Source organism: Sphingorhabdus sp., from assembly GCF_046154385.1.
In the GTDB taxonomy this organism is placed as follows: Bacteria; Pseudomonadota; Alphaproteobacteria; order Sphingomonadales; family Sphingomonadaceae; genus Sphingorhabdus_B.
This window is the reverse complement of record NZ_JBJXFW010000044.1, coordinates 39,128-52,742: the sequence shown is the minus strand read 5'-3', so window position 1 is coordinate 52,742 and position 13,615 is coordinate 39,128. Positions and strand designations below refer to the sequence as shown.

15 protein-coding genes are annotated in these 13,615 nt (G+C 59.9%); 5 read left to right on the top strand and 10 right to left on the bottom strand.

What is annotated here, in order from left to right:
* Positions 1 to 2 precede the first annotated feature (2 nt).
* The 10 genes from guaA to tgt form a co-directional block, all read right to left on the bottom strand.
* Positions 3 to 1,598, bottom strand: a complete 1,596-nt coding sequence (gene guaA, locus ACKVOS_RS08395; RefSeq protein WP_409211559.1) for a glutamine-hydrolyzing GMP synthase — start codon at positions 1,596 to 1,598, stop codon at positions 3 to 5.
* A 42-nt stretch (positions 1,599 to 1,640) separates the two neighbouring features.
* Positions 1,641 to 2,069, bottom strand: coding sequence for a hypothetical protein (locus ACKVOS_RS08390; RefSeq protein WP_409211558.1), 429 nt, complete (start codon positions 2,067 to 2,069; stop codon positions 1,641 to 1,643).
* A 105-nt stretch (positions 2,070 to 2,174) separates the two neighbouring features.
* Complete coding sequence (locus ACKVOS_RS08385) at positions 2,175 to 2,714, bottom strand: GbsR/MarR family transcriptional regulator (protein ID WP_409211557.1); 540 nt, start codon at positions 2,712 to 2,714, stop codon at positions 2,175 to 2,177.
* A gap of 89 nt (positions 2,715 to 2,803) precedes the next feature.
* On the bottom strand, positions 2,804 to 3,577 hold the full coding sequence (xth, locus tag ACKVOS_RS08380; RefSeq protein WP_409211556.1) for an exodeoxyribonuclease III: 774 nt from the start codon (positions 3,575 to 3,577) through the stop codon (positions 2,804 to 2,806).
* A gap of 90 nt (positions 3,578 to 3,667) precedes the next feature.
* Positions 3,668 to 4,012, bottom strand: a complete 345-nt coding sequence (locus ACKVOS_RS08375) for a HesB/IscA family protein (protein ID WP_160354011.1) — start codon at positions 4,010 to 4,012, stop codon at positions 3,668 to 3,670.
* 100 nt (positions 4,013 to 4,112) lie between these two features.
* Positions 4,113 to 4,832, bottom strand: coding sequence for a M23 family metallopeptidase (locus tag ACKVOS_RS08370; RefSeq protein WP_409211555.1), 720 nt, complete (start codon positions 4,830 to 4,832; stop codon positions 4,113 to 4,115).
* 121 nt (positions 4,833 to 4,953) lie between these two features.
* Entirely contained in the window at positions 4,954 to 5,754 is an 801-nt protein-coding gene (locus ACKVOS_RS08365) for a ferritin-like domain-containing protein (protein ID WP_409211554.1), read from the bottom strand.
* Positions 5,751 to 6,212 carry a peroxiredoxin gene (locus ACKVOS_RS08360; protein ID WP_409211553.1) on the bottom strand — a complete coding sequence of 154 codons (462 nt, stop codon included), beginning with the start codon at positions 6,210 to 6,212 and terminating at the stop codon, positions 5,751 to 5,753. The genes ACKVOS_RS08365 and ACKVOS_RS08360 overlap by 4 nt, the downstream gene beginning before the upstream one ends.
* A gap of 12 nt (positions 6,213 to 6,224) precedes the next feature.
* Entirely contained in the window at positions 6,225 to 8,909 is a 2,685-nt protein-coding gene (locus ACKVOS_RS08355) for a bifunctional [glutamine synthetase] adenylyltransferase/[glutamine synthetase]-adenylyl-L-tyrosine phosphorylase (RefSeq protein WP_409211552.1), read from the bottom strand.
* Positions 8,906 to 10,033, bottom strand: a complete 1,128-nt coding sequence (gene tgt / locus ACKVOS_RS08350) for a tRNA guanosine(34) transglycosylase Tgt (RefSeq protein ID WP_409211551.1) — start codon at positions 10,031 to 10,033, stop codon at positions 8,906 to 8,908. Before tgt ends, ACKVOS_RS08355 begins: the two co-directional genes overlap by 4 nt.
* A gap of 115 nt (positions 10,034 to 10,148) precedes the next feature.
* Between tgt and tldD the strand changes: the two genes are divergently transcribed.
* The 5 genes from tldD to ACKVOS_RS08325 all read left to right on the top strand — a co-directional run bounded on the left by tldD (position 10,149) and on the right by ACKVOS_RS08325 (position 13,605).
* Positions 10,149 to 11,576 carry a metalloprotease TldD gene (gene tldD, locus ACKVOS_RS08345; protein ID WP_409211550.1) on the top strand — a complete coding sequence of 476 codons (1,428 nt, stop codon included), beginning with the start codon at positions 10,149 to 10,151 and terminating at the stop codon, positions 11,574 to 11,576.
* Between the two features lie 37 nt (positions 11,577 to 11,613).
* Positions 11,614 to 12,174 (top strand): pyridoxamine 5'-phosphate oxidase family protein, encoded by a 561-nt coding sequence (locus tag ACKVOS_RS08340; RefSeq protein WP_409211549.1) that lies wholly within the window; start codon positions 11,614 to 11,616, stop codon positions 12,172 to 12,174.
* A gap of 8 nt (positions 12,175 to 12,182) precedes the next feature.
* On the top strand, positions 12,183 to 12,395 hold the full coding sequence (locus ACKVOS_RS08335; RefSeq protein WP_409211548.1) for a DUF2007 domain-containing protein: 213 nt from the start codon (positions 12,183 to 12,185) through the stop codon (positions 12,393 to 12,395).
* Positions 12,392 to 13,096 carry an endonuclease/exonuclease/phosphatase family protein gene (locus ACKVOS_RS08330; RefSeq protein WP_158901964.1) on the top strand — a complete coding sequence of 235 codons (705 nt, stop codon included), beginning with the start codon at positions 12,392 to 12,394 and terminating at the stop codon, positions 13,094 to 13,096. The genes ACKVOS_RS08335 and ACKVOS_RS08330 overlap by 4 nt, the downstream gene beginning before the upstream one ends.
* Before the next feature lie 170 nt (positions 13,097 to 13,266).
* Positions 13,267 to 13,605, top strand: coding sequence for a P-II family nitrogen regulator (locus ACKVOS_RS08325; protein ID WP_143776951.1), 339 nt, complete (start codon positions 13,267 to 13,269; stop codon positions 13,603 to 13,605).
* Positions 13,606 to 13,615 lie beyond the last annotated feature (10 nt).

Sequence of the window (13,615 nt, the reverse complement as noted above, 5' to 3'; positions counted from 1 at the left end):
CATCATTCCCATTCGATTGTACCCGGGGGCTTTGACGTATAGTCGTAGACGACGCGGTTGATGCCCTTGACCTCGTTGATGATGCGCGTGGACACGCGGCTTAAGAATGCGCTGTCGAAGGGGTAGATGTCGGCGGTCATGCCGTCTGTGCTGGTGACGGCGCGCAAGGCGCAGACATTGTCATAGGTCCGCCCGTCGCCCATCACGCCGACCGTGCGGACGGGCAGCAATACGGCGAAAGCCTGCCAGATCGCATCGTACAGGCCGGCGTTGCGGATTTCTTCGAGATAGACGGCGTCGGCCTTGCGCAGGATGTCGCAGCGTTCCTTGGTCACTTCGCCCGGAATGCGGATCGCAAGGCCGGGGCCGGGGAAGGGGTGGCGGCCGACAAACTGGTCGTTGAGCCCGAGTTCGCGGCCCAATGCGCGGACTTCATCCTTGAACAGTTCGCGCAACGGTTCGACCAGTTGCATGTTCATGCGCGCGGGCAGGCCGCCGACATTGTGGTGGCTCTTGATCGTCACCGAAGGTCCGCCGGTGAAGCTGACGCTCTCGATCACATCGGGGTAGAGCGTGCCCTGGGCGAGGAAGTCCGCGCCGCCAATTTTCTTCGCTTCTTCTTCAAACACGTTGATGAATTCCGCGCCGATGAACTTGCGCTTCTTTTCCGGATCAGTGACGCCCGCAAGGCCAGCCATGAAGCGCGCCTCGGCATCGACGACGACGAGCGGGATATTATAATGGTCGCGGAACAGCGTTTCGACCTGCTCGCGCTCGTTCATCCGCAGCAGGCCGTGATCGACGAAGACGCAAGTCAGCTGCGCGCCGATCGCTTCGTGAATCAGGATCGCGGCGACGGAGGAATCAACGCCCCCCGAAAGGCCGCAAATGACGCGGCCGGAGCCGACCTGCGCGCGGATCTCGGCAATTTTGGTGGCGCGGAATTCGGCCATGGTCCAGTCGCCGGCAAGGCCGCAGACCTTATGCACGAAGTTGGAAATCAGCTTTGCGCCATCGGGTGTGTGCACCACCTCGGGGTGGAACTGGATGCCGTAATAGCGCCGTGCCTCGTCGGCGATGAAGGCATAGGGTGCGCCATCGCTGGTGGCGACGACTTCGAAGCCGGGGGCAAGGCTTGTGACCTTGTCGCCATGGCTCATCCACACCTGATGCTTTTCCCCCTCGCCCCAGACGCCGTCGAACAGGGTGCAGGGCTTTTCAACCTCGATAAAAGCGCGGCCGAATTCGCCGCCTTCGCCGCCCGTCACATGGCCACCGAGCTGCATCATCATGGTCTGCTGGCCGTAGCAGATGCCCAAGATGGGAAGGCCGCTGTCAAAGACGCATTGCGGTGCGCGGGGGGAGCCGGCCTCTGTGGTGGAGGCAGGGCCGCCCGACAGGATGATGCCCTTGGGCTGCATGCGCTCAAAAGCCGCCTGCGCCGCGTTGAAGGGGGCGATTTCGCTATAGACCCCGGCCTCGCGCACGCGGCGGGCTATGAGCTGGGTCACTTGCGACCCGAAATCGATGATGAGGATGGAATCTGATGGCTGAATCGACATGACCAGCCGATAGGCATAACCGCCGCCGCTGTCCATATCGGCGCAGCGGCGGCGGCAAACTATTTGTGCGTATCGGCTCTAGTCGAGCAAGCTATCGCCCCGCGTTCTGGCAACAATGCGCTCGGGGGCTGGATCGGGCGTGGGGGCAGGGGCTTGCTGATGCACCCAATCGGCGACTTTCTTCCCATGCCGCGTGACCGCGCCCATGTTGAAGAAGTGCATACCGCCGAGAACGAGCACCGCCAATCCGACATACCAGCCCAGAAAGCGCATAAGTTCGGGCGCATCCTTGACCGTCCCCGCTCCGCTCAAGGCGAGAGCGATGAAGCCCAGATTGACGAGGTAGAAGCCGACCACCAACAAATGGTTCACGGACGTCGCCAACTCCGCATCATGCCCGAAACAGCGAATCAGATAGATTTTGCCGTTGGTGCTGAGCGTCCACGCGACCCAGATCGTCATGCCGATCGCGAGGATGAGGTAGAGGCCATAAGCTAATAAGGTCATGACTTTGTCCTTTCACGTTAGAAAATAACTTTCTTTAATTTCTGTAAAAATCGAAATGATTAGATATGCGAATGTTCAGGTGGCATGGGTCTTCTCCAGCTGGGGTTAGTCCTTTGATCCGGGGACGAAGCGGGCGACCTTTGCACCCAGCTTCATGAGCGAAATCAACGTGGATTTCTTGAGGCCGCGCACCTGTTCATACCATCCGGTCAGGGTCGCGATAAATTCGTGCATCCGTCCGATCCGCTCACGCACATGGGCGGGGAGATCCTTGTTCGCCGCCATGCGGTCCTTCAGTTCCGCAAGCTTGGTGATCGTCGGATCGATCTCCCGCCTTTTACGCTCGGCGGTAATCGCCATGAACAGGTCCCAAAGCTCAGTTTCCGCGGTAAAATGGTCGCGCCGATCGCCGGGAATATGGGTCCGGCGGACAATGCCATAGCCCTGCAATTCCTTGAGCGCCGTCGACACATTGGAGCGAGCCAGATCGAGCGCCTCGCAAATCGCCTCGGCATCCAGTGACTGGTCGCTCAGATAGAGCAGCGCGTGCACCTGCGCGACCGAGCGGTTAGCACCCCAATGAGTGCCCATTTCACCCCAGTGCAGGATGAACTCAAGTGCTTCGGGATATTTCTCAACGCCCATGGCGACTCGTCCTTTTCGTTATTTCTGTATTTACAGAAATTAGGATAAACGTCAAGTCAAGATGCCCAAGATACTGATCTTATGAAGATTTATGCCGCCAGTTCGATCCATGTTGGCGCGTGGTCGCTGGCCTTTTCGCGGCCACGATGGTCTTTATCGACGCCGCAGGCAACCAGCCGGTCGGCCAACAATGGGCTGAGCAACAGATGGTCGATGCGGAAGCCATGGTCGCGCTGCCATGCGCCGGCCTGAAAATCCCAATAGGTCCACACCCCGCCTTGCGGATAATGCGTTGCCAGCGCGTCGGTCCAACCTTCGGCCAGCAAGGTCCGGTAGGCCGCAATGCTCTCGGGCTGGCGCAGGGCATCGTCGAGCATCGCAGAGGCCGACCATATATCCTTCGGCGTCGGAATGACATTATAGTCGCCCGCCAGCACCGCCGGTATCTCCGCCGTCATCAACCCGGCTGCGCGCGCCCGCAGACGCTGCATCCATTTCAGCTTATAGTCGAACTTCGGTCCCGGCTGCGGATTGCCGTTGGGCAAATAGATGCTCGCGACGCGCACCCCAAAAACATCAGCCTCCAGATAGCGGGCATGTTCGTCTTCCGGGTCCCCGGGCAAGGTCCGCTGCGCCTCGACAGGCTGCGCATTGCGGGCGAGAATGGCAACGCCGTTAAAGGATTTCTGCCCGTGCCAGATCGCGCCATAGCCCGCGCGTTCAAATTCGCCGACCGGAAAGCCGTCATCTTGCGACTTCACCTCTTGCAGGCAGGCAATGTCGGGTTTGGTTTCGTCCAGCCACTCCAGCAAACGCGGCAGCCGGGCTTTGACACCATTGATATTATAAGTCGCGATACGCATAGCCCGTTTTAGCGCAGTTGGTTCGAGACGCCAGAGCACATCTGGGGTGAATTGAAATTTTGCGTGCGGTTCTGCACCGCAGCGGAATTTCTAAACCGAAAAGCTGGAACCGCAGCCGCACCCGGCCTGGGCCTGCGGGTTGGTGACCTGAAAGGACTTGCCACCAAGCGATTCGACAAAGTCGATTGCCGAGCCACGCACCAGATCGAGGCTAATGGGATCTACCACCAGAGAAGCGCCGGTTCCGTCGGCCCGGATGTCGTCGGCCTCGACGCTTTCGGCCAGGCCGAAGCGATATTGGAAGCCCGAACAGCCGCCGCCCTCGACAGACAAGCGCAAGATTGGCGGTTTGCCCAGCTTGACGGCAATTTCCGCAACCCGGCGGGCGGCGTTATCGGTCATGGATATGGCGGGAGTTTCAGACATACATCCCATGTAGGCTGTGCAGCAGATAAAGAAAAGGGGCGGCAGAGTTTCCTTTGCCAGCCCCCAAATTTACACCCTCTCCCAAAGGTGATGCGTTTAGCCGGTAAGCTTACTCGTCTTCAGCAGGACCGCCTATCGATTTGCTATCAGCAGTTTTGCTAGCAATCAAGATATTTGATTCAGAAGTCAAAGGCGACAGAAAAGCAGTTGGATTGATTGCTTCGCCCGCGATGCGGACTTCATAATGCAAATGACTACCGGTGGAGCGACCCGTGGAGCCCATATATCCTAAAATATCACCCTTACGGACAGTCTGTCCAGAAACCACGTTCATCGCCGACAGGTGTCCGTAACGTGTTTGCACCGCGTTACCGTGGTTGATTTCAACATATTTGCCGTAGCCACCCAACCATTGCGCGCGGCCAATAACGCCATCGGCGGTTGCGTAGATAGGTGTGCCAACAGGACCGGGGATATCGATCCCCTTGTGATTGCGGCTGGCACCACGTGTTGGCGCGTTGCGATACCCGAAGCCGCTCGAAAATTTCATAACCTCGACCGGATTGATCGATGGCACAGCGACCTGAACCTTGGAAGCGGTACCGACGATGCGGCCCCAGCTGTCATTGAGAGCGCGAAATTCTGGATCGGATGTGCCCAAAGCCGTTTGATTGGCTCTCAAATCTTCTGGTTTGACACGAAAACTGTCAGAAGCAGCAGCGGAATTGGCGTATGCGGGATTTACTGAAACAGCGGCAACCATCAAGGCAAGCGCAGAAACAAACTTGATTATCAGTGATTGGCCATCGGCCAAAGCGCTGCGTACCATAATGTTTACTTACCTTTTGTTGCGACCCGCGCCAAGCGCAGCCCCGAAGTTTTACAAAGGCAGTTATTCTGCCCACCCCTTATGTGACGATGTGGTGACGCAGACTTTCAGGCATTGCAACCTATGCGTAATAATCGCGGGACAAACCGGCGCTCAAACGCGCTGAGTCGTTGAATGGGGGCTTAACGGACCCGCGAAAGTGACGGTTTACCAGCAGTTTCCAGTAATCTTTTGGTAAGATTCTGCGCTCGGAACAGCCTGCCTCAAACCATTTTGTTCCGGCAAAAACGTGGGAAATCTCGTCATTATAGATGCGATTCAGGATTATTGCGGAGACCGAATCACCCGCCGATTCGAATCGCGTGATGGTCGCAGGCGTCACATCGAGGCCGCGCGCTTCCAATACCATCGGCACAACGGCAAGCCGTGCAAGAGCATCATGGCGTGTCTCATGGGCCGATTCCCAAAGGCCATCATGCGCCGGATGTGCGCCATAGAAACTGCCCAATTGCCGCAGCCGCCGGTCGAGCAAAACAAAGTGCATGGCCTCATCCGCACCGACCTTCATCCAGTCATCGGCAAAGGCTGCAGGGAATTGGCCGCCGAATCGGCCGACCAGATCGAAGGCCAGATCAATGGCCACAAATTCGATATGGGCCAGGGCGTGCAACAGGGCGATGCGGTTGGCCTCGGTCCCGCCCTTGCGTCTTTTGGGCATCATGCCGGGTGCCAAAAGCTGCGGATGTTCGGGACGCGCAGGGGCATCGGGCATCGGCACGTCGAAGCGGTGCCCCAGCCGCCCCAACCGCCAGTGACGCGCCGCAGCCCGCGCCGCCATCACCTTGGCATGGGGATCAGCGGTGAGGAGGACGGATTGGCACGCTTGGCCGAGGGTAACCGGGTTGGCGATCGGTGCGTTCACCCAAGCGCCTTTGCCGCGGCGAGGACTTCGGCGGCGTGATCCTTCACCTTCACCTTGCGCCAGACCTGCTTCACCTTGCCGTCCTTGCCGACCAGATAGGTCGACCGGTCAATGCCCATATAGCTTTTGCCGTACATCGACTTTTCGACCCATGCCCCCATCTTTTCGGTGGCGTCGCTGGCTTCGTCCGAAAGCAGCGTGACATTCAGGTCATATTTGGCGGCGAATTTGGCGAGCTTTGCAGGCTTGTCTTTTGACATGCCATATACTGGACACCCTAGCGCTCCGAATTCGGAGGCCAGCGCGGTAAAGTCCTTCGCCTCGTTGGTGCATCCCGGCGTGTCGGCCTTGGGATAGAAATAGAGCACCAAAGGCCCCTTGAGCGCCGCAAGGTTGACGGCAGTTCCTGCGCTGTCGAGCACCGTTACATCGGGAAGCATATCGTTCACATCGGTCATTTTCGGCATCCTTTAAAAATCACGTGGGCCAAATAGGCGCTCCCATTCCACCGTGACAACCCCGCGATAATCCCTAATCGCTGCTTTTAGGGCATTCCAGTCGGCATAGCCCAGACCCTGTGCAATCAAGCTTTGCGCTGCAGCGGGCGGGACGGCGCAGTCAGGCGCTACCAGCCGGACCATCACCAGCAAGCGTCCCAAAAGCGCATAGGCTTGCGCAAAGTCGGCGGGCAAATGTCCGGCGCGCACCAGCATATCGATGGCAGGGCCCAGTTGCGGCATCAAACCTTCATGTCGGGTGAGTTGCAGCATATGGATGATGAACTCCATATCGACGAGCCCGCCGGGCAGCAACTTTACATCCAGCTCGCCTTTGGGCGACTTATGGGCGGCCATGTCCTTGCGCATGTCGGCGATTTCGGTCCGGGTCTTGTCGACATTGCGCCCGGCGTTCAGGACATCGACGATGATGCCGCGTACATCGCCGCACGCGGCATCCGAACCGAAGAGCAGCCGGGCACGGGTCAGCGCCATGTGCTCCCACGTCCATGCATTTTCCCGCTGATACTGGCCGAAGCTTTTCACCGAAGCGCAGAGCAAACCGTCGGCGCCCGAGGGCCGCAGGCGGGTGTCGACTTCATACAGCGCACCGGATGCGGTCGGCACGCTCAGCGATGCGATCACGCGCTGGGCCAGACGGTTATAATATTGGGTGGCACCCAAGGGCCGCGCGCCGTCGGATTCGGCGAGATGGTCGCCGGTGAAGAGCAGGATGAGGTCAAGGTCCGACGCATGGGTCAACGCCTCGCCGCCAAGCCGCCCGAGCGCGAGAATGACAAGCTCGCTGTCCGGAACCTTGCCATGGGTCTTTTCAAACTCGGCCACGGTGGCGGCGGTCAGGGTTTGCAACGCCGCCTCTGCCAAATGGGCGTAGCTGCGCGCGATATCGAGCGCGTCGTTCCGCCCTTCGATCAACTGGACGCCCAGAGCAAAGCGTTTCTCGCCCACATAGTCGCGGACGATGTCGAGGGTGGATTGATAATCGGCGGTCCCGATCCGGCGCTTCATTGCGACGAGAAGCCGGGTTACATCGCCCGGCAAATCCATGGCGCTGTTATCGATCAGCGCGTCGAGATAGCGGCTTTGCCGTCCAAGGTCGTCGGCAAGCGTGGGGGCGTAGCTCAAGATATCGGCCACCAGTTGCAGCAGTCCGGGCCGCGCCTCCAGCAGGCGGAACACGTTGATCGCGCTCGGCATCGCCTCGATCATATTGTCGAAGCGGGCAATCGCGCGGTCGGAATCGGGGGCGTCGGCAATTGCCTTCAGCAAGGCGGGGAGCACAGCCTCGAACGCGTCGCGCGCCGACGGGCTGCGGATCGCGCGGATATTGCCGCTGCGCCAGCGGGTCATACGCTGCATCACCGCCGCCGGGTCGGCATAGCCTAGATCGGCGAGTTGCTCCTCCAGCGGCAGGCCGTCTTCGGCCATGCGCGGCCCCGCGCTGCCGCTGGCGTCCACCATCCGGTCGTAGATCGCGGCCACCGATGTCGAGATGGGCCGGATGATCTCGATCAGGGCGTCGGCATCGGCCAGCCCGTGCAGCCGCGCGACGGCATCGGCGGTGTCGCGATTGTCGGGGATGCTGTGCGTTTGCCGGTCGCTGTGCATTTGCAGGCGATGTTCAGCGGTCCGCAACTGTTCATAGGCCGCGCTTAACGTGTCCGATTCCTCCGGCTTGATCCAGCCGGCACTTGCAAGCGCGGCCAAGGCTTCGCGGGTATCGGGATTGCGCAGGGCGACGTCGCGGCCGCCATGGATCAACTGGTGCGCCTGCGCGAAAAATTCGCATTCCCTGATGCCGCCATGGCCACGCTTCAGATCATAGCCGAGACCGATTTTCTGCCCCTTGGCATAATGGTCGCGGATCTGCGCGGTCATCGCGGTGATGTTCTTGAGCTGCCCGAAATCGAGCGACTTGCGCCAGATGAACGGCTGGATGGCATTGAGGAAATAATCGCCGAGCGGCCGGTCGCCCGCACAGACGCGCGAGCGGATGAAGGCGGCCTGCTCCCACGCCAGCGCGCTCGATTCATAATAGCTGATCGCGGCCTCGACCGGCAGGACGATGGGGCTGACTTCGGGCGAGGGGCGCAGGCGCATGTCGACGCGAAAGACATAGCCATCGGCATCCAGCGCCGACAGCAATTCGATCACGCGCCGTCCGTAGCGGACCGCAGCCTCGGCCACATCATCGCGTTCGCGGTGGGGCAGCGTCTGCGGGTCGAACAGGAAAATCGGATCGATGTCGGACGAATAGTTCAGCTCCCGCCCGCCATGCTTGCCCAGCGCGATGACGGCAAAACCCTGATTAGGTGCCCCGGGCACGCGTTCCTCTATGGCGGCGGCGATGGCTTGGTCGAGCGCGTGGTCGGCGAAATCCGAAAGGATGCGGGTGACGCGGGTCAGGTCCCATAGTCCGGCAAGGTCGGCAAGCGCCGTCACCAGTGCCACGCCCTGCCGCTGCCGCCGGAGGGCCGAACCGACCGTATCCGACTGGCGCGCCAAGGCGCTGTCCAGCGCGGCGTCAAGGTCGCCTGCTTCGATCAATGCCATCAGATCGGGATTGCGCTCCATCAAGCCAGAGAGGAACGGGCTGTTGGCGGAGGCGCAGGTGATGGCGTTGCGGATGGCGTTCATGTCTTCAGATAACCTCGCCGGAAATCGGAGGCAAAGGCGGCAAAGCGGTCGTCGGCAATGGCGGCACGCATATCGGCCATCAGCATCTGGTAATAATGCAGATTATGCTGTGTCATCAGCATCGCGCCCAATATCTCGCCCGACCGTATCAGATGGTGCACATAGGCCCGCGTCCATGTCGCGCAGACAGGGCAGGTGCAGCGGTCATCAATCGGGCCTTGATCCTCTGCAAATTTGGCGTTGCGGATGTTGATGGGGCCGGAATGGGTGAAGGCCTGACCATTGCGTCCGCTGCGGGTGGGCAGGACGCAATCAAACATATCGATCCCGCGTTCGACCGCGCCGACCAGATCGTCGGGCTTTCCCACCCCCATCAAATAGCGTGGCCGGTCGGCGGGCAATTGGTCGGGGGCATAGTCGAGGCAACCAAACATCGCCTCCTGCCCTTCACCGACCGCAAGGCCGCCCACGGCATAGCCGTCAAAGCCGATATCGATCAGCGCATCGGCAGACCGCTTGCGCAATTCTTCTTCGAGCGAGCCTTGCTGTATGCCGAATAAGGCGGCCTGTTCGGCATGGGCGCCGCCCGCATCAAAGGCATCGCGCGACCGCTTTGCCCAGCGCATCGACAATTCCATGGACTTGATCGCCTCGTCGCGGCTGACCCCGTTGGCGGGGCATTCGTCAAAGGCCATGACAATGTCCGACCCAAGCAAGCGCTGGATTTCCATCGACCGTTCGGGCGACAGCATATGCTTCGACCCGTCCAGATGGCTGGAAAAGGAAACGCCCTCTTCGGTGATTTTGCGTAAAGCTGACAGGCTCATCACCTGATAGCCGCCGCTGTCGGTCAGGATCGGCCGGTCCCAACCGGAAAATTTGTGCAGCCCGCCCAGCCGCGCCACCCGTTCGGCCCCCGGGCGCAGCATCAGATGATAGGTGTTGCCCAGGATGATGTCCGCCCCCGTCGCGCGGACTTCGGCGGGGCGCATGGCCTTGACGGTCGCGGCGGTGCCCACGGGCATGAAGGCAGGCGTGCGGATTTCGCCGCGTATCATCTGGATGGTCCCGGAGCGGGCTTTGCCGCTGGTGGCGGAAATCGAAAACTGGAATCGGCTTTTCATCGCCGTCGCTTTAGCAGGGTTGATTGCAGAGGGAAGGGCGTGCGGATCCACCGCCCCATCGCAATGTTTTATATTAGACCTTTTCGCGCCTGCATTGCTTCTCCATATAGGGGGCATGACTTATACCGATCCCCGTTCCTATCTGTATCAACCCGGCCTGCTTGACCCCGACGCGGCCCAGCGTTTGACGCGCAAGGCGCTCAAGGCCTGCGATGATGGCGAGCTCTATCTACAATATAGCGCGACCGAAAGTTTCGGTTTTGACGATGGCCGTCTAAAGATGGCGGATTATTCCACCGGATCGGGTTTCGGCCTGCGCGGTGTTTCGGGCGAGATGACGGGGTTCAGCCACGCCAATGATATGAGCGAGGCCGCCATCCGGCGTGCGGGCGAAACATTGAAGCTGCTTGACCCCGCCAAGGATCAACCTGCCGCCCCGCCGCGCAAGAATAACCGGCACCTTTATACCGACGGCAATCCGCTGGAACTGGTGCCCTTTGCGCAGAAGGTCGCGCTCTGCCAGAAAATCGATGCCGCCGCCCGCGCCCGCGATCCGCGCGTCGCCCAAGTTAGCGTCAGCCTGTCGGGTAGCTGGACCGTGGTCGAGATCGTGCGCGCCGATGGCTTCATCGCCACCGATGTGCGCCCCCTTGTGCGGCTGAACGTCTCGATCGTTGCGCAGGATGGCGACCGGCGCGAAAGCGGCAATTATGGTTTTGGCGGACGCTATCTCTACGACAAGCTGTTCGAGGACCATGAATGGGAACATGCCATTGACGAGGCGTTGGCGCAGGCGCTCACCAATTTGCGGTCGGTTGCGGCACCGGCGGGCGAGATGACCGTGTTGCTCGGACCGGGCTGGCCCGGCGTCCTTCTGCATGAGGCAGTGGGCCATGGTCTGGAAGGCGATTTCAACCGCAAAGGCTCGTCGGTCTTTTCGGGCAAGATCGGCCAGCGCGTCGCTGCGCCGGGCGTCACGGTCGTCGACGACGGCACGATGCGGAACCGGCGCGGGTCGCTGTCGATTGATGACGAAGGCACGCCGACGCAGGAAAATGTCCTGATCGAAGACGGCATTTTGCGCGCCTATATGCAGGACCGCATGAACGCGCGCCTGATGGGTGTGGAGCCGACCGGCAATGGCCGCCGCGAAAGCTACGCCCATGCGCCAATGCCGCGTATGACCAATACCTTTATGCGGGGTGGAAATGATGATCCTGCCGAACTTCTGAGCCGCGTCAAAAACGGCATCTTCGCCAAAAGCTTTGGCGGCGGGCAGGTCGATATCGTGTCGGGCAAGTTCGTGTTCAGCTGCACCGAGGCTTATCTGGTCAAGGACGGAAAGCTGGGCGATCCGATCAAGGGGGCAACGCTGATTGGTGATGGCTTCACCGCGCTCAACAATGTGACCGGCATCGGTAATGATATGGCACTGGACGAAGGCGTCGGCATTTGCGGCAAGGCGGGTCAAAGCGTCCCTGCGGGCGTCGGGCAACCGACGACCCTGGTCAGCGCGCTGACGGTCGGAGGCACCGCGGGGTAAAGGATCTGTTTTAACGCACCTCAAAAAGGATTACGGCATGGCTGATTTTACCGACTCACTGACAGACAAGCAGATCGAAATGATTGGCAGGCAACCGATCTTTTTTACCGCTACAGCCGCAGCAAATGGCCGCATCAATCTGTCGCCAAAGGGCTATGATGCATTCCGCGTGCTGTCGCCGACACGCGTTGCGTATCTTGATCTTGCCGGGTCAGGAAATGAAACTCATGCCCATTTACAGGCCGACGGGCGAATTACGATTATGTTTTGCGATTTCGACCGCCCGGCCCTTATTTTGCGGATTTATGGTCAGGGCCGACCTGTTCTTCCGCAAGATGACGGATGGGATGCACTGGCGGCGCATTTTGAACTCCTCCCGGGAACACGGCAGATTTTTGTGATCGACGTTGAAAGCGTGCAAGGCAGTTGTGGATGGGGCGTGCCGATCATGACGCTGGATCGTGAACGCGAAACGCTAACCAAATATCATGCACAAGCCGATCCAGAAGCTTGGCTTACCAAGACAAAAGGACGCACAAAGAGTATTGACGGACTGCCGACCCGACCGACAGACCGTTATTTTGGGCCAACGAACTAGCCCGAGGCATGTCACTTGTCGAAATCGCCCGTTATCCAAACGGCATAGAGGCGGAAATCGCCCGCACGCTTCTCGAATCCCACGGGCTGCTCGCGGTCACGTTCGATGCCGGAATGAATATTGCCGACAGCGCCGCATTCGCCATTCCTGTCCGCCTGATGGTGCACGAGGATGAACGGGACGAGGCCGAAATGATTCTGCGCGAGGCGGACAGCGCATGAGCCATGCGATCAAGGTGGCGACCTATAATATACGCAAGGCGGTTGGGTTGGACCAACGCCGCAATCCGGCGCGCATCATCAGCGTTTTGAACGAGATCGACGCGGACATCATTACTTTGCAGGAGGTGGACCGCCGTTTCGGTGCGCGGGTCAGCGCGCTTCCCTTGGCCATGCTGGAGGCGGAAACATCGTGGATGCCGGTGCCCCTGCACTTTCGTCCGGCTGCCATCGGCTGGCACGGCAACGCCATATTGGTCCGCAAGGGGATCGAAGTGCGTCGCGCGGAGCCCATCGAAATGCCGACCCTCGAACCTCGCGGAGCGGTGATGGCGGAGCTGTCGGTTGCAGGTCATTCCTTGCGCGTCATTGGCGTCCATCTCGACCTTTCGGGGCTTTGGCGGCGCAAGCAGGTACGGGCACTGCTGGCCGCGATTGATGCCTGTCCCCGGCTGATGCCCACGGTCATGATGGGCGATTTCAACCAATGGTCGGACAGCGGCGCCTTGAGCGAGCTGGCCTTTCATCACCATCGTCTGGTTCAAACCCCCAAAAGCTTCCACACGGCCCGCCCCGTGGCGCGGCTGGACCGGATCGTGGTGAGCCACGATATTCAGGTGACAGAGGCGGACTGCCATGTCTCGCCGCTCTCCAAACAGGCATCGGACCATCTGCCCGTTTGGGCGGCACTGCACATAGGATAGAACTGCTCAATATTTAGGCAGTCAAATGCTGCTGCTCAATATTTAAGCAAGTGTTAACATGTTCCCGATTTGATTCAGGGCGAGTCGGGACGCAAAACCAACCGATTCCGCGACTCCGCGATTCTGGCACGGCGTTTGCATATTGCACTGCACAACCAACGGGGGTGTGCATGAAATATATTATAGCAGTGATAAAGCCGCACAAGCTTGACCCGGTCCGCGAAGCGCTGACCGCGCTTGGTGTGTCGGGCATGACAGTGACCGAGGTCAAAGGCTTTGGCCGTCAAAAGGGCCAGACCGAAATCTACCGCGGCGCGGAATATGAAACCAACATGGTACCCAAGGTGAAGATCGAGATTGCCTGTGCAACCGATCAGGCACCTGCGGTGATCGAAGCCATCCAGCATGCCGCCGAAACCGGCGCAATTGGCGATGGCAAGATTTTCGAATTCGAGCTTGCCGGTGCGTTACGCATCCGGACCGGCGACACTAACGAAACCGCGCTCTGACGCGACACTA